The organism is Hahella sp. KA22 (genome assembly GCF_004135205.1).
GTDB lineage: Bacteria > Pseudomonadota > Gammaproteobacteria > Pseudomonadales > Oleiphilaceae > Hahella.
In genome coordinates this window covers 3,097,253-3,121,314 of record NZ_CP035490.1, presented here as the reverse complement: position 1 = coordinate 3,121,314, position 24,062 = coordinate 3,097,253, and the positions used below count along the sequence as shown (strand labels likewise).

The window sequence follows — 24,062 nt, the reverse complement described above, 5'->3', positions numbered from 1 at the left end:
AACTTCATCCGTACCTTTATCGGCAGCCTGTTATCGGTAGATTTTGGCGGCCCATTGGGTCAGGCCCGCCGCGACGCTGCCGAAAAAGTCGCCGTCTACGACGGGAATCTCGCCCAGTTCCTGTTCAAGCGCGGCGCGGATAACCGGGGATTTGCCGCTGCCGCCGGTGAGGTACACCAGATCCGGGCGACACTGCGCCAGCTTCAGCGCCTCGCGCACGATGTCGATAATCCGGTTGAGCGGATTTTGAATCGCTTCGCCCAACATCGCGCGGTCCAAAGGCTGGCTGAGGCCTTTTTCGATGTAGTCGAGATTCACCTCATGGGCGTCAACGTCCGACAGTTCAATCTTGGCCTGCTCTCCGCTGCGCACCAACTGATAGCTCTTACGTCCTTCCTGCAGCAGCAACAGACGGTTCAACAACTCTGGGCGTTTGGCGTCGCGGCATAGCTGTGCGATGTCATCACGGGTCTGCCAGGCGCTGAATTCCGCCTGAGTGCGCACATTGTTGATTTCGATGGCGCTCCAAAACGGCTGTGTGGGCATCGTGAGGCCGGATTTCTTATCGGTTCCCAGACCAAACAACGGCATCAGGCCTTTATAGGTCAGATAGATGTCCAGATCATTACCGCCGGTGCGCTGGCCGCAGTGCGCCAGAAAGTCATCGCTGCGATTGTCGTTATTGCGGTGCGACGGCCCCATTCTCACCATGGAGCAGTCGGTGGTGCCGCCGCCGATATCGACAACCAGCAATACCTGATCCTGCTGCATACGGCTTTCGAAGTTAACGCCCGCAGCAAGAGGCTCGTACATGAACTCAAAGTCTTTGAATCCCGCCCGCTGCGCCGCGGAGGTCATGATCTCCATGGCCTGCCGGTTCGCCGCGTCGCTGTCCGCGCCCTGATAATTCACCGGGCGACCGATCACCGCTTGCGACAGCTCCGCTCCCGCGCTCGCCTCCGCTTGGGATTTCGCCCATATCATCATGGCGGTGACCACATCTTCAATGAAGTCGAGTTGCGGCCGACTCAGACCGCCAGAGCCAAGGAAAGATTTGGGAGACTTGATATAAAAGCCTTCATCCGGCGCTTCGATGTGCAGATCCACCGCCTGCCGGCCGACACACAACACTTGTTCGTCGGAGCCGATGCTCAGCTCGCGGCGGGCCCGTTGCGCCTGTCCGGCTGCGTTGGGTCGGGAGGCGAGATAAGATTCACGGGCGTCTGGATCAGCAATGCGCCCGGCCACGTATTCACATACCAGACTGCGATCCAGAGCATAAAGATTGGAAGGCAGCAACACCGAGTCCCGATCCAGGCCCAGCAACTTCACCTCCGATGACGCCTCTTCTCCGCGACGAATCACGCCCAGCGCGCAATTGGAGGTCCCATAATCAAAACCGGCGAACATAACTGGCCCCTTTTTGGAAAAAAGCCGGCGATTATAACGATGCGGGTCGGGGTGTTCTAGTTTAAATAGAGATAGATTCAGACCACCAGACTACGTCACCTGAATGACTGGCGGATAGACACGCACAACAAAACGCACGCACTTGAACAAATGCGCCCGTTTCGCCGCCCCTTAAATTTACGTTACTCAGTAAGGGCTTGCGCGTTTGGTCTCTGTAGAAGACGGATTTTGAACAACGCGTCTTGCCGTCTTACTTTTGCGTCACCCAGGCTTCACCGCAACGAGTTCTTCTTCAAGATCAGCGAGAAATTCGGAGGAAATACCGGTGGTGATAGTGGTGTTGCTGGCCTGAGCAAGGGTGACGGATTCTTCGATATCCGCGCCGATTTCACTTTCCAGACCATAATCGCCGGAGCCCCATTTCACGCACTTCCACAACTCCATGGGGGCCATGTAGTCTTCCCGCAGATGCTCTTTGAACAGCTCAATCGCTTCCATCATTTCTCTGGCGGGAACAGCGCTGACGCCCACCATGTAATCGGAGCCGTCCATATTGATGGACGAACGGGGGCTGAGTGAGGATTTGTGATAAATCAACCAGATGTCTTTATTCATAATGAATCCTTTCCGTCTTTTTTATTTTAAGCATGGTGTTACGCAATAAAGTCACGCGCCCTGAAAGGCGTTGAGTTTGTTAAGTATTCATCCAGCGCGTCGATGGTTTGAAACCCCATCGTTGTCGACTCCTTTTCTTCCCCCGTGAGGGTCGCCCTGAATTCCCCATCATAGTCAAGAACCGCCTGCCTGCGCACGCCATCGGAAATAATGGTCGAACTGGCTTGACCACCTTCCTTCAGCGCTGCTTCCAGCGCGCTCAAGTTGCGCTGATGGCGCTCCGCAACATTGCGAGCGGTGATTTCGCGAGGCAGATCCAGAACACTATAGACCAGCGATAAGACAGAATTGTTGATGAAGGACAAAAGAGATTCCATTATGCGATCCATTTCCCATATCCACGGCGCGGCGCAGGCTGCGCAGAACGTACCAATAAAGTCCGCAATTTAAACAGACTCTCAGGTCTCTAACAAATTATGCATAGGCGCCAGGGTATTCTGGCGGCATATTTCTTCAATTTGTTCGTCAATGGAGCGTCGCCAGTCGATCTGTGGCTGATAACCCAACACAGCGGTGGCGCGGCTGTTGTCGGCGCCGGTCTCCTCCAGCAAGTGGATCAGACTGCGCGTGACCAGGGGATCAAAAGGCATTAACGGATCAATCAGCTCCATCAGTTCGCCCACGCCATAGGCGACGGGAAACGGCACGCTGTAACAGGGTTTGGGAATCTGATGCCGGTCGGCGATGTATTCGATCACCTCACGCACACTCGGTGGGCCCGAACCGACAATATTGAAGGCGGCGAAATTTTCTCCCGGCGTCCATTGCGCAGCCAGGGAAAACGCCTGACCGATATCGCGACCGTCGATCAGAGGCAGGCTGGTTTTACCGCCGCGAATCCAGGGAATCAGTCGTGTTTTCAGGCGCGGCAGCAGTATCGGCAGAAAACCTACGCGATAGCGTCGCCCAACATAAATTCCCATGCGCAGGTTAATGACCTTGAACCAATCGCGGGCGTATCCGCGCAGGATATTTTCGATGCGCACCAGATTGCACAGATGCGGCCAATAAGGAGGCTCGACGCCTGGACTATAGGGGTCGGAGGAACGCTCCGGCGCGGCGGCGGAAGCGGTGCTGGTGTTAATGAAGACTTTCACCCCCGCCTGCCGCGCCGCCTCGATCAATCCCAAGGTCGGTTGAAAATACAGGCGTTGCGAACTTTCGCGATGCCCGTATAGAGACGTCCAGGCCGCAGCGTGAATCACCACATCCACGCCGCGGCACACATCCTTGATGTAATTGGCGTCGCGCAAATCGCCCTCGCGCACTTCGCAGCATACTTCTACAGGCAGCGCGCCGGGATGACGGCAGGCGGCGATAGGCCGGATTCCTGGCACTCTGCTCAACGCTTCCAGAATATGGCTCCCGGCGAATCCCGTTGCGCCAGACACCAGGACTTTCCTGATCTTGAACACCCCGCCGCTCCTCTCCGTCATGGCCTTACACCGAAGACGCGCAGGCGGTTTCCTCCCTCTGCTGGTCCGCTTGGGAGATGGATTTGAAAGACCAGGTTTTCTCACCCTCGCGATGCATCAAACCGATGCTTTCAAGATAACGCAGGTGCGCGGCGGTTTCTCCCAGCGCGAACATATACTGGTGAGGCGGCAGCTCCGTGTTGAACAACATGCCTACGGCTTCATAAACAGTGGTCGGTTCGCCGCAACCGCTCAGGAGTTTTTGCAACTGCCGATGGTGATGCATTTTGATCTCGGCGATGCGCTCATGGTAGTTCTCTGAGGGCAACCCGTGAGCAGGAAAATATCTGGCGCAATCAATCGCCAGAAAATCCTCCAGGGACAACAGGTAGTTCTCAAGTGGGTTAGACAGACCGCCCACAATGATGCCGATATTCGGGGTGATTTTCGGCAACACATGGTCGCCAGTGATCATCTCACGGCTGGCCTCGTTCCACAGACACAGGTGCTCTGGAGAATGACCGCTGCCGCAGACGACACGCCAGTCGCCGCTGGCGGCGCTGATGATATCGCCGGTGCGCAGGAACTTGACCTGTAAAGGCAGTTCCTTCACCAGACGCTGATAGTTGCCGCGGTTTTCGATCAGTTGTTCGAAGCGTTCCCCGTCCACGCCAAACGCCCGATAGTGCGCGGCGTAGCGGGGAATCGCGCTTTCCGCGGGGGAAAACCACAGCCGCTGCGCCATCAGCCAGTCCCCTTCGGAAATGTAGGCGTCCGCCTTGAAGCGACGCTGCAGCCAGGCCGCCTGACCAATATGATCCGGATGCAGATGGGTGATCAGGATCTTCTTGATCGGCTTTTGCTGGAAGACCGTATCCGCCAACTCTTCCCATGTTTCACGCACAGCGCGATGATTCAGGCCAGTATCGACCAGAATCCACCCGTCCTGATCATCGATCAGATACAGGTTGATATGATCCAGGCGAAACGGCAGCGGCATTTTCAGCAGGAAAACGCCCTGCCCCACCTGAACCGGACTCCCGAAAGGGATGTCCTTGTGTATGTTATCCATATCTTATTCCTCGTGCGTTAACCGCGATCCATGGGAAGAGCGGGCGAACCGCCCGGCATGCCTGACGCGAATCACTCTTTACGCAGTTCAATACCGTAGATATCGAAACCGATGCCCGCCGTCATTTTGGAAGGCGGCCAGTTCACCCACTCCCACAAGGGCATGGGACGACGCGTGACTTTCCAGGGCGCAAACAGTTCGCAGAACTTATCCACGTTGCGAACGTGCATGGGCGCATTCACCTTCTTGAAGAAGGTGCGAATGAACTTGGCGCGCAGGTCGCTCTCCGATCCGGTGATGCCGGTGGTGCTGATCTTGAGTACTGAGCCTGGCGCGCACCACTCGTACAGGTACTGGAAGGTGCTTTTGATCTCCGCGTCGTCCACGAACATCAACACGGCGTTGGAACCGAAGGCCACTTTTCTGGAGTCGTCGAAGAAGCCGTCCACCAGACCTTTTTCCAGCAGCCCTGGCAACGCGCCGACGCTGGAGGTTTCGTATCTTGCGCTGGCGCCGGCGGGCAGTTTTCTACGGGCGTGCTCAACGATATCCGGGTTGTGATCGACATACATGATATTGGCTTCGGTGGCCCACTCATGACCTCTGGGGATCGGGCCCGCGCCGATATCCAGAATATTGTTGAAGCCTTCCTGCTGGTAGCCCTCGTACATCTGCCGGACAAACGCGCGGTTGATGCGCATTTTCTCCGGGAACGGGGTGATGAATCCCATCAGGCCTGTAATGATGGAGTCTTTCCAATCGTGGTAGTCACCCTCATCCAAAGCCGCGCTGTAAAGTGTGGCCGTGTTTGAATAGTACTTTGGGTTACTGAAGCTCATTCTACTTCTCTCCGTAAGAGTATTGTTTAGAGCCCCCCACCTCCTCCGCCCGCAGGCGGAATCAGTTTCTTTGGGGGAAGTTTTTTTATTAGTCCGCCGCGCCGGGCCCATCCCAACGCCGGCGTTTAGAGTGCGGCGCTACTGCGCCATGTTCAGCTCCCGTTCTGGAGCGCTTTCTCTCACAGGTCTGGCCCAGATGACTTCCTGAGCCATATCCCGCAGGATCGCCTTGGCGATTTTGCCGGTGGCGGTGCGGGGCAGTTCGTCCAGCGCCTCCACGCAATGAGGGGTTTTGTATTTGGGCAGACGTTCACGCAGGAAGCGGTGCGTATCCGTCTCCACCCGCTGTTTGTCCTCGAAGCTTTCCGCTTCCCGGGCCACCACATAGGCTTTGGATTTCAACAGCCCGTCGTTGCCCTGAAACACCACCACGGAAGACTCCGCCACCGCCGCCAGCTCGCCGAGCACTGCTTCGATCTCCAGAGTGGAGACCCACAGGCCGGACGATTTGTAGGTGTCGCCATGTCTGCCGACAAACACATATTCGCCTTTGTCGTTGGCGAAGTAGCGGTCGCCGGTCAACAGCGATCCGTCGTAGAAGGTTTCCGCCGTTTTGGCCGGATTGTTCCAATAGCCCTGCGCCAGGGTGGGCCCTTTCACCCGCAGCTCGCCGATGGCGTTTTCCGTCAGGACTTTGCCGTTCTCATCGCACACGCACAGTTCATAGCCAGGCACGGCGCGGCCGTAATAGCTCTCCTTGGCGGAGGAATGGTTGGAAACGCAGAAGATATGCAACGCCTCAGTGCTGCCGATGCCATCCAGCACTTCCACACCGGTGGCGGCGCACCACTGTTGCGCCAGCTTGATCGGCAGCGCTTCGCCGGCGCTGACGCACAAGCGTACGGAGCGGAAATTGTCTTCCGTTGCGCCACCGCCCTCCAGGATGCCCCGATACACCGCCGGCACAGCAAAGAACACCGTCGGCTTGAGTTGTCCCAAAATATCGCGAATTACTTCCGGCGCCGCCTTGGTGCTGCACAACAGCGCGGTGGCGCCGAAGTACAATGGGAAGTACAGCGAGTTCCCCAGTCCATAGGCGAAGAACAACTTGGAGGAAGAGAAAATACGGTCGCGGTCGTTGATCTTCAGGGTTTTGCGCGCAAAGTTCTCCGCGCTGAAGCCCATGCTCACCTGGCGATGAATCGCGCCTTTGGGTTTGCCGGTGCTGCCGGAGGTGTAGAGAATGAAGCCGATGGTTTCATCGCTCACCGGCAGGATATCCTCCACCGGCTCCATGCGCGCGGTAGGAATATCTTCATAGCTGACCACTTCCACATGAGTCTGCTCGTTGATCTGCTCTACGGAGTAACGAGCCACCAGTTCCGCCTCGGTGATCAGCAGCTTGGCCCCGGAATCCTCCAGATAATGGGTCAATTCCTGCTCTTTCGAGAAGGTATTGAGCGGGATCGCAATAGCGCCGATTTGCTGCGTCGCCAGGAACATCGCCAGATATTCGGGACGATCGTTCAGCAGCAGCGCCACGCGGTCGCCCTCGTCGATACGGCTGGCTTTCAGGAAACCGGCGTATCGACTGGTCAGGCTCCACAGTTCGTCGTAAGTGTATGAAACGTCCAGCGTCTCCACCGCCGCTTTGCCGCCAAGTCCGGTTTCAACATGCTTTTTCAACAGAAAGTAAGCCGCGTTTTTTGTGGCCGCGCTGCTTATCAAAGATTTGTCGTCCATCGCTAATCGCCCTCTGTCTATCATTGCGGAGAGTTGTTCGGCGCTGATCAGCTCCGCGTGTACTTCATCGGATTCTGAGTCATAGCGGGTCAGCGTCCGTTGTGAGCTCAGGGCGGGATTTTCATCCCCGAAATCGTCCCGGAAGAAACAGCCGCGGCTTTCCTGCCGGGCCAGGGAGGAGCGCATAATGGCCTCGCCCACCAGCAGATAGGCCACCACGTCATCCAGTTCCCGGTGTTGCGCCGTCAGCGTGCGTCGTTGATCCCGAATCCAGTCGGCGAAGGCTGCCGCGCCTTCAACATCCACGCCGCTTTCCTGATAGCGCTGCAATCCCTGCTGCAACTCCGCCACCAACTTCTTGTCATAGGCGGACGCTTTGTCATCCAGCTCGAACGGCGTGGACAGCAAATGTCCCTGCCGCTTGAGCAAATCGATCTTTTCTGAAATCACTTTGGCGGCGCAGAGATACAGCGCCCACGGCAACCCTCCCACCCGATGAGCGCCGTAATCGTGCATGGCTTCGCCGCACACGAATACGTTCTTCAGGTTGGTTTTGAATTTGTGGTGAGCCACGCCGCCCATGGAGAAATAGGAGATCTGACGGATACGGCTGCGATCCACCGGATAGGCGTCCGCGACCAGCGCCTTGATCTCGCTGAACGTCTCAAAGTTGTATTCCCGTTCGTGCTGGTTCACCGCTGCAAGAATCTCTCTCAAAGCTTCTTGATTGGCTTCCGGGCAGCGCTCCACCAGACCGGCGATCAATGCTTCTTTGTCCGCGCAGATGTCTTCGATATCGTCGGAACCGACTATCGCGATGCGTTTGACGCTGCGGTGCAGTTCGCGATAGCGGAAGTCCACGTAGTATTTAAGGTCGCCGCCTTTACGCCAGGTCATGAACGCCTGGAAGTGGTTGCTGGTGCCGCGTCCGTAGAACAGCTCCTGCTCCAGCCAGTCTACGTGTTCGCCGTTTTCGTCATAGATTTCCGCGCCGGGCAGTTCTTCCGTCGGCGTCAGAGTGCCCAGATCTGGTTGCCCGTACCCATGTTTGAATACGAATTCCAGATTGCTCAACCAGCCGCCGGCGGCGAGATGACGACCGTGCACGGACCCGTAAGTGCCGGTTTTCACCGAACCATGGAACAGGCCTGAGTAGCCGCCAGAAGCAAGCACCACCGCGCCAGCGTACACCGCGCCGATCTGATCGCCGCTTTGATACTGCACGCCATGACAGCGCTTGGCGTCGGCGACGATGCGGGTCACCCAGGCGTTGTCTAAAACGACGCCGCCCAGATAACGGATTTCCTGCAGCAGCCGCGCCAACAGATGACGACCGGAACCGGATTTCAGCGCCACACCCAGTTGGATGTTCTTGAGCGCGTCGAACTCCAGCAGCGCGTCCAGTTCCGACGCCAGGTGATTTCTGGTGATGGCGCCGACGTCGGAGTGCTCTTGTCCGCGCCCCAGGTCAGTCAACCATTCCAGATAATCCCCCCGCGTCAACGGAGAGGTGTTGATGGCGCCCACTGACAAGGCGGAAGCGCCCAGCTTGCCGCCCCGATCGCTATCACTGTAGAAGGCGATGGCGGTGGGGATGCCCTTGCGCAACAGCTTCAGCGCCGTCCAGCACCCCGCGATGCCTCCGCCCACTACGACGACATCAACGCTTATAGGATCAAGATTACTCGCAACCATGTTGTCCTCTCCGTGGTCGTTTCTCAGTTGATCAGGCCAGTTCCGCGAAAAATCTGGATGACTTGTCCAACCGGCGGTGCACGCCGCCGTATATGGGGTTGCCGTAATCCCGGTAGTTGTAGTCTTTCATTTCGAAGCGCACGAAATCGCGCAGGTAGTCGAGCTGTTCCTGGGTCACTTCATCGCGTTCGTGCAGGTCTTTCACCATGGTGTAGAACTCTTCGAACTTGGCGACAAAGTTGTCGTCGCCGACGTTGAGCAGCAGGTAGTTGAGATCGTGCGGACGTTTGATGCCGCCGCGGTGCACGAAGCTCTCTGCGCCCATGAAGCAGAAGAAGCAGTAGTACTTGAACACCTCGAAGTGGCGCATGCTCTTGTAGATGCCGTCCACCATGCGGCAGACGTACTTCCACTCCTTGAACAGCGCGGTTTCGTAGTTCTCCAGATATTGACGGGAAAAGTCGTCGTCCTTGAGCATCTTGGTATGCAGCATGTCTACGATGCGATGTGCGCAAAGTAAGGTAAAGCCGAGTCCGGTGCTAAACCAACCATCACCTCCTACCGCCGAACCCGGCAACATGGCCCAACGATCGCCGACCGCTTGTTTTGTGCGAAACTGAATGCGTTTGGTCTTGATAAACGGCATCAAGGTTTCGCGTCCCTTCAACATCTTTTCGACAATCGGATAACGTCCGATGATCTCCCAGAATTCTTCTTCCCCGGTTTTGTCATTGATTGGATAGGTGTCGATATCCAGGTTCAGTCCCACGCTGGTGACGCCGTTGTCGAACGGGATGAACCAGATCCAGCCGCCGTCGAAGCAGTGGTGCTGGGTGCCGCGAATACGCGGAACCGGGGTGCGTCCGATAAAGGCCTCGTCGCATTCCAGACTGCTTTCAAAATCGCCGATATCCTTGAAGTGAGTGAAAATGCTGCGACTTTTCAGCGGGGTATCCAGCTCTTCCTGCGGCACAATCAGGTCGTAACGCTGGGAAATCAGCGAACGATGGCCGGTGCCGTCGATGATGAATCGGGTCTTGATTTCGCTGGCGCTACCGTCTGGACGGGAGCACTTGATCACCGCGCCGTCGTCATTGAATTCAATGTCTTCAACGGTGGTTTCCTCGAAATAATCCGCGCCGTAGCTGATCGCCACGTCCACCAGATATTTGTCGCTCTCCGCACGGTACAACTGGGTGTCCACTTCCGGCGTCTGCACGATGATTTCGGGCACGGCGCCATTGCTCAGTTTGGCGGAGGACAGTCCAGGTTCATGCCAGAAGTAGTGGAACAACTCTTTGGGTCCGCAGGTGATCGGCATGTGCGCGTTCATGATGGTGTCGTAACTGGCCAGATTGACGAACTCGGGAATGTCGTATTTCTGACCCAGGTGCCGAATCGTCTTGCTCATAATGGGCGTAGTCGATTCGCCCAAAGCGAAACGCGGGTGCTTGCCCTTTTCAATCAGCGCCACAGTGTGGCCCAGTTTCGCCAGCATGATGGCGCTTGCGGCGCCTCCGAATCCTGATCCGATGATTGCAACGTCGTACATAACTTTATCCATCCGTATTAATGTGACCGTTTCTATCCAGTGTCCTCGTCTACGCCGCCGTCATGGTCGGCAGCGCCTGACGAATCCTGTCCGTGTAGCTTCTGAAGTACTCCGTGCTACACAGTTTCTCCGGTAGCACACGGGTCAGGTAATTGATGTATTCAAAGGGGCTGATGCGATTGCCATCCACATCGAAAGTGGATTCATGTATCGCCTCGCCGCTGCGGAAGCGCAGGAAGCGAGTGGAAGGCAGCCTCAGAATCGCGGTTTCTTTCGCCATCAGACGCACCTGCTCCTTGCTCAGTTCAGGGTGTCGACGCTGCAGGATGGCCGCGTTGAGAGAGTTGAGCAGCCACTCGATCTCTTTGATGTAGCCGCCAATCGCCTCTTTGTTGGACATGGTTTTGAAACTGAATTCGAGATTGGACTCGCCGCCCTCCTCGCTGCCGAACATCTCCAGCGCGCGGGGATACCAGAGATTGATCTTTTTCTGGATGTCAGCCAGGGTCCAGGGACCTTCGCCCACCGCCGCCATTTCGCAGATTTCCTTCAGCACTTCCCAACCTGTTTTCAGGTGGAAGGCTTCTTCTTTCAGCATGGGACGCATGCTGGCGGCCATGGGCGCGTAGGCGAACTCTTCCTGCATGGTGAGCTGGAAGCGCCCCACCCGGTCGATAAAGCAGGCGAAAGTGACGTTATCCAGCGAGTCCGTGAACGGAATGTTGAAGGCGTCCAACACGTGGGAGCCGGTGTTCATGGACAGCAGCTCGTCCAGGGTGTTTTCCGCAATACGGCTGGACCCGGTGGTGGACCAGCTGGGGTCGTGAGACAACACCCAGAACATCTGATAGGCGTGACGAAATTCTTCCGCCATGATGCGCAACACGCTGAACTTCGCCTTATCCGTGTAGCAGGTGTTCACCGTGTCCATATGCTGCTGGATAGAGCCCAGTTCAGTGCTGCACTGGGCCTTGATGATGCGCAGCGCCTGATACAGCATGGAGCCTTTCATCTCGCGGGCGGTGGCGTATTTCTTCACGCCCTGATACTTGCCCTGATTGATGACATCCACTTTCACTTCGGAGAGTTTGGCGGTCAAACGCCAGGCCGGATCATTCGGGAAGTAGACATCCCAATACTTCTCCAGCAGACCGATGTCCGGGAAGTTCTTGCGCTGCCATTCGATCAACGCGTCGTGATACTTCTTGTCAATGGTGTATTCGTTAATGGCGGCCATTTTCCTATGCCCCTTTAAAGTTGGGTGTGCGTTTTTCGATGTACGCGCTCATGCCTTCCTGACTGTCCGCGCCGATGAATAGTTGCTCCTGCAGGTGGCGCTCCAGCAGCAGCGCTGAGGGAATGCTCTCCGCATAGCCTTTGCTGATGGCCAGCTTGGCGTAGCCGATGGCGGTGCTGGCGCCGTTGGGAGGCAGAAACCGGGTCATGTAACGCGCCACCCAGGCCAGGGGTTCTTCCTCGTCGATGCAGCGGAACAGGCCGGTTTCAACCAGTCGCGCCAGCGTCACTTGCTTGCCGGCGAGCGCCGCGGGAAGCTGGCTGGGATAGCGCTGCAGAATCGGCAGCTCGCCGGTGGGCAGCGCCACCTCCGCACTCAGGCCGGCCTGGTCGCAGAAGCGGAAGTCGCAAGCCAGCGCCAGCTCCATTTCCAGCTCCGACATGGCGCGGTCGCAATACAGCACGCACAGGCGGGCGAAGCCGTCGATGCGGGAGAACACCCTGCGTCCGTACTCGACCACGAAGTCATCGTTATCTATCAGCTCGTCGGCTCGCAGGAGGCCCGCAGACAGGTCGATCGCCAAGGCGTATACGTCTTCGTCGATGCGGGCCTCCAGCAGCCGTTCGTTGAGCGCGCGCAAGGTGGAGAACGCATCCGCCGAGGCGCTGGCTTCGGTCAGCGTAATCACCGCCAGCCCGTTCTCTTTGCGCAAGGTCGCCAATCCTTCAGGGAACGGCGTGCTCAGGCTCTGCGCCAGCGCTGCGCCGGTTTCGCCGGAGAGCGTCGGAGCCGGTTTCAGTGCGTTCAGTTGCTCGCGGGTGAACGCGATGGCGCGATTGAGGAAGCCTTCCTGGGGATAAATCTCATCCACCAGACCGATTTCTTTCGCCCGCTCCGCACTGATGAACTGCCCCTGGGTGATCATTTCCAGCGCGGTCTGCGGTCCCACCAGACGCGTCAGACGTTGCGTGCCGCCCATGCCAGGGATAACGCCCAGGCGCACTTCAGGGAAACCGATGTTGTACTCGCCTTCCACCGCCACACGCTTGTGCGCCACCAACGCCAACTCCAGTCCGCCGCCAGTAATGTTGCCGTTGATGGCGGCGACGATCAGCTTCCTGGAATGAGTGATCGCCTCCAGCACTTCCGCCGCGTACAGAATGAAGTTGGAGTTGAACTTCTTGCCCGCGGTCAGCAGCATGCCGATGTTCACTCCGCCGGAAAAAAAGCGCGCGCCCTTGCCCGTGATGATGATCGCCTGCACCTGCGGGTCCGCCTCCAGCGCCAGGAACTTGTATTCCAGTTCATGCAGCAGGTCGTAAGTCAGTGTGTTGGCGGACGGATCGTCCAGTTCCAGAATGGCGATGGACTCATCCAGGCGATTGTTGATAAAGCGAAAATCCATGTTTGTCTCCTTGCTGGCGTTGCGGGAATCAGGCGGGCGACGCCTGCAGTTTTTGACCTGCGCGGGCGCGTCTCATGCTGCGCACCACATCGCCGACTTCATCGAGAAAACGCGGGTGTTTCAGGGTGAAGCCGGTGCTCTTCAATTTGGCGTTGCTGATGCGCTGGGATAAGGTCATGAACTCCACCGCGCACTTGCCGCCCAGGATCGCCACCAGCCATCTCGGCATGGTCATCACCCGCGTCTTGCCCAGCGCTCTGGCGATGGACGTGACGAATTCGCGCTGAGTGACCGGCTGGTCGTCGGCGATGTGAAAGAATTCGCCTGCGTATTTGACGTCAGTGATATGGGCGATGGCGCGGCCGACATCTTCCACATGCCCCGTGGTGATGTAGTTCTTACCGTCACCGACCACGCCCATCTGCCCTTTTTCCAGCGGCTTGACGAAGACTTCGTCAAAAGAGGACGTGGGCTTGTCGCCGTACACCACGCTGGGGGCCACGGCGATGATCAACGGCAATCCTTCGGCAATCGCCTGCTGGCACAGCTTGGTGGCGGGCGTCGCGACCCGGTTGAAACCGGAGGGGGTGTAGCGAATGGGGGTTTCTTCCGTCACCCAGTCCACGCCCATGTCTTCGAAGATGGTGGTGCCGGTGACGTTGACCACCGCTTTGATGCCTTTTCTGCGCGCCAGATCGATGGTGACTTTGATCCAGCGGGTGTATTTCTCGCAGCACTTTTCCGCGTGGCTGACGCTGAAGCGCGCCGGCATGCCGTCAGTGAAAAAGCCCAGCACATTGATGGCGTAATCGATCTTGGGCAGCTTTGACAGCCACTCTTCGGGGCGGTAGACATCGCCCATGACGGGCGTGACGCCGATGGATCTCAACTTAGCGGCGCTGGCTTCACTACGCGCCAGTCCCAGTACTTTATTGCCTTTGGCGATATGGCTTCTGGCGGTTTCCTCGCCGATGAATCCGGTTGCGCCCATAATGAATATGGTGTCCACAGTGCCTCCTTCTAAAGACAGTCTTCGTTTCGCGTGCTTTTAATTGTTGTCGCAGTGGAGTCCGCCGAAGCGTCCCTGCGCCCGCCGTTCAATCCCGGTACTTGTCCTCATGGGTGAAACGGGCCGCCGGAATGCGCCTTTTGCCTGTCCCCGGCTGGCTGACGCCTTTGCCTATGGTCAGAATCATGGCGATCTCCACTCTGTCTTCATCCAGATGCAGAAGCTCGGAAACCCGTTTGTAGTTGAACCCGGACATGGGGCAGCTCTGATAGTCCAGCGATTCCGCAATCAACATCACCGACATGGCGAACAGATTCGCGGAGCGCATGGCCTCATCTCTTTCCAGCGCAGGATTATTTGCGTAAATGGAACGCAGCATGTTGGCGAACGCCGCACGGTCCTGGGGATTACGGCTGTGGCAGAACGGCATGCCGGGAGTGGCCCAGGCTTTCTTGTCGGCGCACACCACCAGGATCTCCGCCGCTTCGCTGATCTGCTTTTGATTCCAGGCCGCTTTCAGAATCTCGTTTCTGAGCGCCTGGCGCCGCACCCGAATCACGCGCCAATGCTGTATGTTGAAGGCCGAAGGCGACAGACTGGCCTGCTGCAGGATGTACTCCACATCCGTTTCCGGAATGACGCAGTCCGCATGGAAGCGTTTGTACGCCTTGCGTTTACGCAGCAGTTTCGAAAGCACCGCGGCGTCCTGACGTTGCGAGCCCGGCCTGGTGCGTTTGAAGTATCCGGTATCCGCATCGGCTACCCAGTCTTCTATGGTTTCGTATTCGCCTTCGATGAATAACATGAGCCTGCAATCCGTGATTTCGCTGTTTGAAAAACCTTAATTGACTCCCCTTCTCGTTGGCTACAACCAAAATCGGGACACAATGTCTCACCATTAACGGTTGCTCAGAGGCGCCCTGCTCATTAAGAATTTGGCCGATAGCAAAGTTGGAACGCTTTATTTAAGTGTTTGAATTAACGAGAGATAAGGAATGCAGCAGGCGCATTTCGGAAGTGGAGCCCAGTATGAGATTCAAACCAGAGACGGGTAAATTCAGAACGGAGACAGGATTGTCCCGGTTATTTACCCAAGGCGCGGCGACCTGGACGGAAAACGACGGCTTTCTCTGGCGACTCATGCGTCAGACAGCGGAGGAATTCGCCGAAGCCGCCGAGCGGTTTCTCATTCAGGCGACGGAAAACGCTTCCGCTCCCACCGAAAAAGAACGCAAGTTCGCCCCCGCCGCCGCATTGCGCTCGTTGCGCAGCCGGCTGTTCCGGGCTCACCGGGAAAACGGCGCCTACAAGCGCATTGTCATGGTGAAGTTCAAGGACGACGCCTCCGCCGCGGATATCGACAGTTTTCAGCAGGCGCTCAATCGCCTCGCCGCCCTGTCCGAAGGTCTGTTGAGCATGGATTGCGGCCCCATTCATCGGCTGCAGGGAGAGGAATCCTTATCGGCGGTGTCGCCCGATGTCAGTTATGGAGATTTCATTTCCATCTGGACCTTCAAGTCGGAGCACTACCTGCAACGCTTCATCGACAATCCCGAGCACAAAAAGATCGCTGCGCGTTATTTCAAACCCGTAGTGTCCAACCGATACGTCATCAATCACCTGTCCCGGCCCCACGACGCTTGAGTCGCGGGACAACCGGCGGCGGTCACACAGGAATCAGCGGAGATTCATCATGCAAAGAGGAGCACTTTCCATCGCATTTCTCACGGCGGCGCTGACGGCCGGCGCGGTTCAGGCGGGCAATTACGACGAGAAAAACATCAATGGGTATCTGGACCCGATCGCCGCGCGGCATCAGTCCGAGTCCCAGAAAAAAGGCCTGGAGATTTACACCCACCAATACCTGATTGACGAGGGCTGGACATCTACTGAAGCGCGCATGGAAATGACTCTGGTGGACGCCCAGGGCCGCACCAGCAAGCGCCTGGTGATCAAAAAAATGATGGAGGAAGCCGGGGTGCCTGATAAAACCATCGGCATCTTCGTCGAGCCCAACGACATCAAAGGTACGGTGATGCTTACCTTTGAACAGTCCGAAGGCGCGGACAATCAGTGGCTGTTCATGCCCACCATCAAACGCACCAAGAAAATCAACGCCCAGAACAAGTCGGGCTCTTTCGTGGGTTCGGAGTTCAGCTGGGAAGATATCTCTACGACAGAGCTGTCCAAGTACACATACAACCTGCTGAGCGAAACGCCGGATTACTGGGTGGTGGAACGCACGCCTGTGTATGGCTATTCCGGTTACAGCAAGCAGGTCACCCATGTGGACAAGAGTAACTATCAGACCAGTTATATCGAGTTTTACGACGCCAAGGGCGACATGCTGAAAACCCTGACGCTGAGCGAATGGAATAAGTACGAGAACCGCTTCTGGCGTCCCAAACACTTTGAGATGGTGAACCTGCAGAACAAGAAGAAAACCATTTTGCAGCTCAGCGACTATGTGTTTGGCGCCGCTGACGGCGGCGAGTTCAACAGCTTCAACCTGAGCCGGGTGAGCAACGACACCCTGCGCCGCTTTTAACTCCGGCGGCGAAAGGGATGCTCATGCCCAGGCACTCACACTTGCGATTTGCGTCACAGCGAGCGGGCGCGGCGACTCTGGCGTTAGCCATCGCCCTGCCCCTCGGCGCCGGCGCTGCGGACATCTCCGTCACCAGCGCCTACCTCAGCCCTGAGATTTACTGGTATCCGCAGAACGGCGCGCCGATTCAGGATCACGGCAATGCAGCGCTGGCGGGCTCTGCGGAGCTGTTCACCTACCTCCCGCACAACTGGAGCCTGAAGGCCACACCTTATGGTCGCGTGGATTTTGTTGACGATAATCGTCACCGCGTCGACTTCAAGGAACTGGATTTCGAATATTTCCACAACAGCCATATCGTCAATATCGGACTGCGTCATGTGTCCTGGAGCACCGTGGAAGCGGTGAACGTACTGCCGTTGCAGGTGGCGGATGTGATCAACCAGCGCGACATCGCCGGCGATCCGGCGGGCCAGGACAAACTCGGCGCTCCCAGCGTGCGCTACGCCTATCAGGCGGAATCCATGCAGTATGAGTTTTACGCTTTGCCCTGGTTTCGCGAACGCACCCTGCCCAGTCGCGAAGCGCGGGAGAATCCCACCCGCGGACAACTGGAGTTCGACGAAGACGACGCCCTGTTCACCGATGATCGGGACAATCATCGCCTGGGTTACGCACTGCGAGTGGAGAAAGTGACCGGAGAGGTGAATCTGGCCGCCTTTCATTACGACGGTTATCGCCAGGACCCGCTATTTGTTCCCGGCGCCGAGCCCGGACATCTGCGTCCGCTGTATTACAAAGTAAGAACTACCGGTTTTACGGTGCAAGGCACAGCGGGAAGCTGGTTATATAAAGGCGAATTCGCCTACAACAACACGGAAGAATCCAGTTCGCGCTATGCATTGCCGACGGATTTTCTCGCCGCCGTGGCGGGAGCGGAATACACCTTTATCCGCCCCGAAGAACAAGCGGACCTCAGCGTCTTCGCCGAGTATATCTATGACTCTCGCGGCGATGACGCGCTGGGGACGCCTTTCGATCAGGATCTCTTCGTCGGCGTGCGCTGGGCCTCCAACGATTACAACGACAGCACGCTGATCGTTGGGGCCATTGCCGACCTCAATCACAGTGCGGCGGTCTACCACCTCAACTTCAAACGTCGTCTGACTCCCAATATCGCCATGGAACTGACTTTGCGCGGTTACGACCCTGACGACAGCGATCCGTTGTATCCCCTGCGCGACGACCAATTGATCAACGCTTCATTCACTTACTATTTCGACTGATCCGGTGATTCACTATGAACAGGCTCGCTCTCACTCTCGCCCATCTGATCATCGCCGCCCCGAAACGGGTGATTGCGTTTCTGCTGTTAATTCCCGTGCTTCTGTCGCCGGGTCTACAACACATCAAATTCAATGACGATTATCGGGTGTATTTTTCCAAGGACAATGTGGATCTGGTGGCCTGGGAAAATCTGTTGGACACCTACTCCCGCACCGATCCGCTCATCGTGACGGTGGAGGCGACCCAGGGCGCGGACTTGTTCTCCCCGGAAATCATGGAAGCCGTGCAAAAGCTCACGGAAGAGTTATGGCAAGTGGATTTCGTCACCCGGGTGGACTCGATCACCAACTTCCAGCACATCGAGGCGGACGCCGAAGAAATCCTGGTGGAGGATCTGGTTCTACCGGAGAAACTGCGTAATCCGGGTTATCTCAGTTCTCGCCGCGCCATCGCCGAGAGCGAGCCGCGCATCAAGGACAGAATGCTGTCTTCCGATGGCAAGGTCACCGCCATTTATCTGCAGTTGATGATTCCCGACAAGGAAAACGCCATCGCCGAAGCCGCCGCCAAAGTGCGCTCCATTCGTGATGACTATGAACAACGCTACGCCAACATCGATATTCGTTTAGGCGGCATCGTCATGCTCAACGCCGCTTTCGACGAGTACGCCCGCGCCGATATGGCGACGTTGTTTCCATTGATGTTTCTGATTTTCATGATCATCATGGCGCTGCTGTTCCGTTCCTGGAAAGTCACCCTGTGCATCGTGTTCTCAACCATTCTCACGGTTTTCTCCGCCTTTGGCGTCACCGGTTTTCTGGGTATCGAGTTCAGCCCACACAGCTCCATTGCGCCTCACGTCATTCTCACCATCAGCGTGGCGGTGGGCATTCACGTTGCGCTCAGTTTCCTGTTCGGTCGCGCCCGCTATCCAAACCGGGACGACGCGGTCAAACATACGCTGCAACAGAATATTTATCCCGTCACCCTGACCAGCCTCACCACTGGCATCGGCTTCTTGTCCATGCTGTACAGCGATGTGCCGCCGTTTCAACATCTCGGCGTCATGTGCGCGCTGGGCGTACTGTTCGCCTACATCAACTCCATGATTTTGATTCCTGCGTCCATGATGTTAATGAACATTCAGCGCGACCAGTCCGCCACTTCCGTGATCAGTCAGCTTTGCAAGGCGCTGGGGGAATTTCTGGTGCGTAGAAAGGCGCTGGTGGCGGTAGTTTTTCTGGGTTTGATGTCGGCGCCGCTATATGGATTACGCTATTTCACGATCGACGATCATCCGGTGAAGATGTTCGAGAAAGGCACTGAATTCCGGGACGATGCGGACTTTATCGATCAGCGCCTGGCCGGCACCACAACTATCCATTTCAGTCTCGACACCGGCGTTGAACAAGGCATTTCCGATCCGGTTTTCCTGCAAGACGCAGAAGCCTTCAAACAGCATTTGCTCGATGACCCCATGATCAATCATGTGGCGTCGTTGACGGATACGCTGAAGCGGGTCAACAAGTCTCTGCACAACGGCGATAAGGCGTTCTATAAAACGGCGGACTCTCAAGAAGCCAACGCCCAGGCGCTGCTGTTCTATGAAGCTAACCTGCCCTTCGGTCAGGAGATCAACAATGAGATCAATATCGCCAAGTCCTCCACCCGCGTGATCGCCACTATCTCTTCCTCCAGCTCCAGTGAAATCATTAGTCTGGTGGACCGCACCCATCAATGGCTGCAGGACAATGTACACAGTTTTAAAAGCCGTGGCGTGTCGGTGCTGGTGATGTTCTCTTACATGATTGAGCGTCTGGCGGACAATATGATCATCAACGCCGCCCTGGCCACCGTATTAATTGGCCTGGTGTTGACGCTGACCTTGGGCAGCGTGCGCCTGGGGTTGATCTCCATGGCCCCCAATCTGGCGCCCATTCTGGTGGCGTTTGGCGTCTGGTCCCTGTGCGGAGGCTCCCTGGACTTCGCCGCCGTACTGATTTTCGCCATGACCCTGGGCGTGGTGGTGGACGACACCGTGCATTTCATCAGCAAATACCTGCGCCTGACCCGCGATCAGGGCATGTCCCCCAACGAAGCCGTCGTGGAAACCTTCCGCAGCATCGGCCCCGCCCTGCTGATATCCACCGTCGTCCTGTCCGTCGGCTTCCTGGCCTTCTCCCTCAGCCACTTTCACATGAACGTGACCCTGGGCATCATGTCCTCCCTCACCTTCCTCATCGCCCTCATCTTCGACTTCATCATGCTCCCCCTCCTCCTCCTGGCCTTCGGCCCCAAACCGAAACCCGCCGCAGAACCACTGAAGAATACAGTGACGGCTTGAAGAATTTTGGAGTGGTTGGCGCCCACCGCCTAGTGCGGTGGGTTGAGAGGATACGCAACAGAGAGAGTTCCCTGATCTACACACCCCGTTCGCCCTGAGCTTGTCGAAGGGCCTCCCAGAGCGCTAATCTAAACACTGACCAGTCTGGGTGGAAAAAACAGCTAGATTTCAAATTAGTGATCCACTAGTTCCAGAGTTCGCCTGCCGAACAAGAAACGAGTCATTAAGAGCCCTTCGACAAGCTCAGGGCGAACGGAGGGAGTCGCGGGGAAATCGCCCAGCATGTTCAATATTTGCCAGGTTGGCCGCCGAAAAAGAGGATGAGACTTAGGGCGCCTCAGTATCAGTAGAGTTGTATGCCCTCTGCTGATTCAAGTGATTTTCTGAATTTTTTGCCCAAAATCATAAGCGCATACGTCCGCCAATAGATATCATTGCTCATCGGATACTTTCTCCCAGATATTTTCATACCCCTGTCTTTCAAGATATCCAGATATTGAATACATTAATTTCTCATTCCAGAATTCGTTGGATTCAACAAACAAAGATGGCGTTCCTTGTTCTTCATCTTCAATAGATTTATCCACCATTCGCCAAAAGAAACGACTTAAATATTCAGCTTCATCTTCAGAACCTATCTCTCCCGCCTCCAGTATATTTAACGCTCTAGAATCGTTCATTTTCTTAGCGTAATGAGAAACATATTCTTTTTCTTCAGGAAATTTGAAAGTGATCATAATACATCCCCTTCATTTCGGATTACTGACATCCGGTGAGCTACAAGTTTGCTTACATGCATTTTCTCAGTGACTGCATTTTGAGAACCCTCTGCGCCAAACCCAACAAAAACTCACAACGGCAAACTCAAGTCGGCTTTTACCGCTTCGATGGCGATGATGGTGTAGAACTTACTGATCTTCATGTCGTCCGGAAACAGTTTGCGGGTGAGTAGATCGTATTCGGTGATGTTGGCCACATTGACGATTAATACGAAGTCGAATTCCCCTGCTACGTAGTAGCATTGCTGCACTTCCGGGAATTTGATGACGCGACGTTTGAAGGCGTCGACGATCCGTGGTCCGCCTTTTTCCAGAATTACCTGAATGATAACGGTCATTCTGTCACCCAGCAGTTGCGAGTTCAGAATCGCCACTTCCTTGTGAATAATCCCCTGCTCTCTCAATCTCTTAATGCGACGCTGGATCGCCGTGGGCGATAGGCCGATCGTCTCCGCCAGTTGTTGGGAGGTTTGCTGGCAGTCTTCCTGCAGTGCTTTGAGTAATACGACGTCAAACGAGTCCAGTGCGTTCATTTTCGCCTCTTTTATGCGTTTATTATGAAAATAAGCAGATTTCCGACATTCTAAATCATAAATACGCAGAAATTCTTCATCCTCCTACTCCTAAAATGTCGCTCTGGCATTCAGCAATTAAAAGTTTCAAATAGCAGTAGGTGAATCGTGACAGTTGAGCGGGCTCGTATTGGACAAGGCATCGCCATGGGCGTCCTGGCGGCATTGATTTGGGGTATCTGGCCGGTTATTTCCCGCTTGGGCGTACAGCAGACTTTAACCGCCTACGATGTGGCCGCCATTCGCTTTATTGTAGCTGGCGTGATTTTTCTGCCTTGGGTCATCAAGTCGGGTTTGGGTGGCCTGACCTGGAGACAGGCGCTGATCCTCACCACCGGCGCCGGCGCGCCCTATGTTTTGATCAGCGTTGGCGGTCTCACTTTAGCGCCCGCAAGTCATGGCGGAGTCATTATTTCCGGTTGCGCCTTTTTGTTCGCCACAGTGGGCAGCGTGCTGTTATTGGGCGATCGCCCCTCTTCCCAGCGCTGGATCGGTTTTTTGCTGATCGGCTTGGGCATCATGAGTATTGGCTATCGGAGCGTCACTACCTCATCGGACGCACTCGCTAACGCCTGGATTGGCGACTTGGTGTTCGTCCTGTCCGGTTTCCTGTGGGCCTCCTACACGCTTAATAGCAAGCGCTACAATGTTGCGCCAGTATCCGGAGCGGCCATCGTATCCGTTCTATCCATGCTGATATATGTCCCCGCCTATCTGGCGTTCGGTGAGCCTCACCTTCTTCAGGCAAGCGGTCAGGAATTACTGGTTCAAGGCGTATTCCAGGGCGTCCTCGCCGCCGCCATCGCTCTGGTGTGCTATACCAAATCCATCTCCATCCTGGGCGCTGCGCAAGCCGCCGTCTTCACGTCTCTGGCGCCCGGCCTGGCAGTACTTTTCGGCGACCTAATACTCGGCGAAACGCCAAGCTCCGCCGAATATATCGGCGTCTCTCTGGTCATATTGGGATTGCTGACGTCATTAGGGTTATTCAACTGGCGGAGAGCGTCCAGAATTATAACGACAGGCTCTTAAACAGAGCCCTCCATCCGCTAATTCCAACGCTGTGAAAAATCCGACGCAGACAAAACAATTCAAAAGAGCGAGCTTTCCGATATCTCCAAAGGGGACAATATCGGAAAGCTCCGGGCGCGCTACTTACTTTTGACTATTTCTGCATCAGCAACGGTTCTCTGTCGACATTCTTATGCGGGGGAATCATGGTATGGGGGGATGGGAAAACATCGTCGACATATATTTCCCAGGGAGGTATTGGGCGGGTTTCCTCTACAACGTGGTTAATGAACTTCCTGACGTGGGCGGGCTGGTGACGGGATTGGGTGTACACCAGGTTGAGATGCCGCGTGGGTTGGAAGCATTCTTTCTGAATGGGGATCAGAATGCCTTCTCTAATTTCATCCACGCACATAAACACCGGCAGCACGGCAATACCAAAGCCGTCCATCGCCATTTGTTTCGCCAATGAAAAGTCATTTATCTGCACGCGATCGCCAATCTTCTCATTGATCCGGAAATCATCCAGAAGCTTGCAGTCATGCATGGCGATAATGGTGTGATTGATGACCTCATTGGGATTATCAGGCAGTCCGTTCATTTCCACATATTCCGGGCTCGCCACATAAGTAAAGGTCAATACGCCAAGTCCGCGCGCAATCATGGTCGAATCCACCAATGGCCCCAGCCGGAACGCCATGTCTATTCCTTCACTGATCAGACAGGTGCGACGATTGCTCAGATGAATATCGATTTTTACTTGCGGGGTTTTCTTGAGGAAATTGGTGAACAATTTCGACATGGCGTTATTGTTATTAAACGCCAGGGGCATACTGACTTTAATTTCACCTACCGGAGTGCTTTGCAGGGATTTGACCATCGCATTGGCCTCCTCCGCCTGCTGCACTATACAGGTGCAATATTGGAAATACGCTTGACCGGCGGTGGTCAATTCAAAGTTACGAGTGGTTCTCCTTATCAGGCAAACGCCTAAAGATTCCTCCAATTGAATAATTTTACGACTGATGGTTTGTTTACTTATACCAAGCATCTGACTTGCGGAAGTAATGCTCTTAGTTTCCGCGACCTTGGTAAAAATACACATACTGTTAAGATCCATAGTGCATTCATCCCTAACTATAATGAAAAGCTTATTTTCTTAGTTTTATTAACGCCCGGCGTCTGGCCTCCAGCTACCGGTCAGTCGGTCCTGCGACCAACGTCTTTTCAACTAAACTGCAACCTATTCCAACAGCTGATGATCCATCTTCTTAGTTATAAACAGGTTCTACCGTCTGTGCTGTTAAATATTCACATTTGGTGAACCCTCTCAGTCGCAACGCCTTACCGCTGAACCGCAAAGAGCGCCGCCTCCGGCTGAGAACGCATCACGTTCGCGCACGGAAATTCAGGGTGTCATGAACCGGCAAACCCGGTTCTTATTAGTTCCAGGGATTGTAATAGTTATT

20 protein-coding genes are annotated in these 24,062 nt (G+C 55.7%); 5 read left to right on the top strand and 15 right to left on the bottom strand.

Translation table 11 applies throughout. The features are described 5' to 3' along the window. Positions 1-30: 30 nt before the first annotated feature. The 12 genes from yegD to EUZ85_RS13875 form a co-directional block, all read right to left on the bottom strand. Complete coding sequence (yegD, locus tag EUZ85_RS13930) at positions 31-1,410, bottom strand: molecular chaperone (RefSeq protein WP_127969864.1); 1,380 nt, start codon at positions 1,408-1,410, stop codon at positions 31-33. Positions 1,411-1,671: 261 nt separating this feature from the next. Then, the gene (locus EUZ85_RS13925; RefSeq protein ID WP_127969863.1) at positions 1,672-2,025 is read right to left on the bottom strand and encodes a hypothetical protein; all 354 of its coding nucleotides are present in this window, start codon (positions 2,023-2,025) and stop codon (positions 1,672-1,674) included. A 38-nt stretch (positions 2,026-2,063) separates the two neighbouring features. Then, positions 2,064-2,402 carry a hypothetical protein gene (locus EUZ85_RS13920; RefSeq protein ID WP_127969862.1) on the bottom strand — a complete coding sequence of 113 codons (339 nt, stop codon included), beginning with the start codon at positions 2,400-2,402 and terminating at the stop codon, positions 2,064-2,066. Positions 2,403-2,483: 81 nt separating this feature from the next. Then, complete coding sequence (locus tag EUZ85_RS13915; protein WP_127969861.1) at positions 2,484-3,521, bottom strand: NAD(P)-dependent oxidoreductase; 1,038 nt, start codon at positions 3,519-3,521, stop codon at positions 2,484-2,486. Between the two features lie 4 nt (positions 3,522-3,525). Then, complete coding sequence (locus EUZ85_RS13910) at positions 3,526-4,572, bottom strand: MBL fold metallo-hydrolase (RefSeq protein ID WP_127969860.1); 1,047 nt, start codon at positions 4,570-4,572, stop codon at positions 3,526-3,528. Positions 4,573-4,643: 71 nt separating this feature from the next. After that, positions 4,644-5,411: an SAM-dependent methyltransferase gene (locus tag EUZ85_RS13905; protein WP_164887244.1), complete on the bottom strand. Its 768-nt coding sequence runs from the start codon at positions 5,409-5,411 to the stop codon at positions 4,644-4,646. Positions 5,412-5,549: 138 nt separating this feature from the next. Then, a complete protein-coding gene (locus EUZ85_RS13900) occupies positions 5,550-8,849 on the bottom strand; it encodes a benzoate-CoA ligase family protein (RefSeq protein ID WP_127969858.1) in 3,300 nt (1,099 codons plus the stop codon). A gap of 31 nt (positions 8,850-8,880) precedes the next feature. After that, positions 8,881-10,401, bottom strand: coding sequence for an NAD(P)/FAD-dependent oxidoreductase (locus tag EUZ85_RS13895; RefSeq protein ID WP_164887243.1), 1,521 nt, complete (start codon positions 10,399-10,401; stop codon positions 8,881-8,883). A 49-nt stretch (positions 10,402-10,450) separates the two neighbouring features. Then, entirely contained in the window at positions 10,451-11,638 is a 1,188-nt protein-coding gene (locus EUZ85_RS13890) for a Phenylacetic acid catabolic protein (protein WP_127969856.1), read from the bottom strand. 4 nt (positions 11,639-11,642) lie between these two features. Beyond that, positions 11,643-13,043, bottom strand: coding sequence for an enoyl-CoA hydratase/isomerase family protein (locus EUZ85_RS13885; protein WP_127969855.1), 1,401 nt, complete (start codon positions 13,041-13,043; stop codon positions 11,643-11,645). A gap of 28 nt (positions 13,044-13,071) precedes the next feature. Further along, positions 13,072-14,052, bottom strand: coding sequence for an NAD(P)-dependent oxidoreductase (locus EUZ85_RS13880; protein WP_127969854.1), 981 nt, complete (start codon positions 14,050-14,052; stop codon positions 13,072-13,074). 88 nt (positions 14,053-14,140) lie between these two features. Continuing rightward, complete coding sequence (locus EUZ85_RS13875) at positions 14,141-14,857, bottom strand: nitroreductase family protein (protein WP_127969853.1); 717 nt, start codon at positions 14,855-14,857, stop codon at positions 14,141-14,143. Between the two features lie 224 nt (positions 14,858-15,081). Between EUZ85_RS13875 and EUZ85_RS13870 the strand changes: the two genes are divergently transcribed. From EUZ85_RS13870 to EUZ85_RS13855, 4 genes are read left to right on the top strand one after another with little or no spacing between them, the layout of a single operon-like run. Next, a complete protein-coding gene (locus tag EUZ85_RS13870; protein WP_127969852.1) occupies positions 15,082-15,696 on the top strand; it encodes a Dabb family protein in 615 nt (204 codons plus the stop codon). Positions 15,697-15,745: 49 nt separating this feature from the next. Beyond that, on the top strand, positions 15,746-16,600 hold the full coding sequence (locus EUZ85_RS13865) for an outer membrane lipoprotein-sorting protein (RefSeq protein WP_127969851.1): 855 nt from the start codon (positions 15,746-15,748) through the stop codon (positions 16,598-16,600). A gap of 23 nt (positions 16,601-16,623) precedes the next feature. Beyond that, complete coding sequence (locus EUZ85_RS13860) at positions 16,624-17,886, top strand: hypothetical protein (protein WP_127969850.1); 1,263 nt, start codon at positions 16,624-16,626, stop codon at positions 17,884-17,886. Between the two features lie 14 nt (positions 17,887-17,900). After that, entirely contained in the window at positions 17,901-20,231 is a 2,331-nt protein-coding gene (locus EUZ85_RS13855) for an RND family transporter (RefSeq protein WP_127969849.1), read from the top strand. Between the two features lie 431 nt (positions 20,232-20,662). Here EUZ85_RS13855 and EUZ85_RS13850 read toward each other — a convergent pair whose 3' ends face one another. Both EUZ85_RS13850 and EUZ85_RS13845 read right to left on the bottom strand, forming a co-directional pair. Continuing rightward, positions 20,663-20,968, bottom strand: a complete 306-nt coding sequence (locus EUZ85_RS13850; RefSeq protein ID WP_127969848.1) for a hypothetical protein — start codon at positions 20,966-20,968, stop codon at positions 20,663-20,665. A 113-nt stretch (positions 20,969-21,081) separates the two neighbouring features. Further along, a complete protein-coding gene (locus EUZ85_RS13845) occupies positions 21,082-21,543 on the bottom strand; it encodes an Lrp/AsnC family transcriptional regulator (protein WP_127969847.1) in 462 nt (153 codons plus the stop codon). Positions 21,544-21,690: 147 nt separating this feature from the next. Between EUZ85_RS13845 and EUZ85_RS13840 the strand changes: the two genes are divergently transcribed. Further along, positions 21,691-22,614, top strand: a complete 924-nt coding sequence (locus EUZ85_RS13840) for a DMT family transporter (protein ID WP_241567031.1) — start codon at positions 21,691-21,693, stop codon at positions 22,612-22,614. 133 nt (positions 22,615-22,747) lie between these two features. On the opposite strand, the gene EUZ85_RS13835 is transcribed toward EUZ85_RS13840, so the two are convergent. After that, a complete protein-coding gene (locus EUZ85_RS13835; protein WP_256372774.1) occupies positions 22,748-23,698 on the bottom strand; it encodes a LysR family transcriptional regulator in 951 nt (316 codons plus the stop codon). Between the last annotated feature and the right edge of the window lie 364 nt (positions 23,699-24,062).

Coding starts and splice junctions, on each gene's coding strand:
- EUZ85_RS13860 (WP_127969850.1), top strand. CDS start 16,624: ATGCCCAGGCACTCACACTTGCGATTTGCGTCACAGCGAGCGGGCGCG.
- EUZ85_RS13890 (WP_127969856.1), bottom strand. CDS start 11,638: ATGGCCGCCATTAACGAATACACCATTGACAAGAAGTATCACGACGCG.
- EUZ85_RS13865 (WP_127969851.1), top strand. CDS start 15,746: ATGCAAAGAGGAGCACTTTCCATCGCATTTCTCACGGCGGCGCTGACG.
- EUZ85_RS13875 (WP_127969853.1), bottom strand. CDS start 14,857: ATGTTATTCATCGAAGGCGAATACGAAACCATAGAAGACTGGGTAGCC.
- EUZ85_RS13900 (WP_127969858.1), bottom strand. CDS start 8,849: ATGGTTGCGAGTAATCTTGATCCTATAAGCGTTGATGTCGTCGTAGTG.
- EUZ85_RS13835 (WP_256372774.1), bottom strand. CDS start 23,698: ATGTGTATTTTTACCAAGGTCGCGGAAACTAAGAGCATTACTTCCGCA.
- EUZ85_RS13905 (WP_164887244.1), bottom strand. CDS start 5,411: ATGAGCTTCAGTAACCCAAAGTACTATTCAAACACGGCCACACTTTAC.
- EUZ85_RS13925 (WP_127969863.1), bottom strand. CDS start 2,025: ATGAATAAAGACATCTGGTTGATTTATCACAAATCCTCACTCAGCCCC.
- yegD (WP_127969864.1), bottom strand. CDS start 1,410: ATGTTCGCCGGTTTTGATTATGGGACCTCCAATTGCGCGCTGGGCGTG.
- EUZ85_RS13850 (WP_127969848.1), bottom strand. CDS start 20,968: ATGATCACTTTCAAATTTCCTGAAGAAAAAGAATATGTTTCTCATTAC.
- EUZ85_RS13870 (WP_127969852.1), top strand. CDS start 15,082: ATGAGATTCAAACCAGAGACGGGTAAATTCAGAACGGAGACAGGATTG.
- EUZ85_RS13885 (WP_127969855.1), bottom strand. CDS start 13,043: ATGGATTTTCGCTTTATCAACAATCGCCTGGATGAGTCCATCGCCATT.
- EUZ85_RS13895 (WP_164887243.1), bottom strand. CDS start 10,401: ATGTACGACGTTGCAATCATCGGATCAGGATTCGGAGGCGCCGCAAGC.
- EUZ85_RS13915 (WP_127969861.1), bottom strand. CDS start 3,521: ATGACGGAGAGGAGCGGCGGGGTGTTCAAGATCAGGAAAGTCCTGGTG.
- EUZ85_RS13910 (WP_127969860.1), bottom strand. CDS start 4,572: ATGGATAACATACACAAGGACATCCCTTTCGGGAGTCCGGTTCAGGTG.
- EUZ85_RS13845 (WP_127969847.1), bottom strand. CDS start 21,543: ATGAACGCACTGGACTCGTTTGACGTCGTATTACTCAAAGCACTGCAG.
- EUZ85_RS13855 (WP_127969849.1), top strand. CDS start 17,901: ATGAACAGGCTCGCTCTCACTCTCGCCCATCTGATCATCGCCGCCCCG.
- EUZ85_RS13920 (WP_127969862.1), bottom strand. CDS start 2,402: ATGGAATCTCTTTTGTCCTTCATCAACAATTCTGTCTTATCGCTGGTC.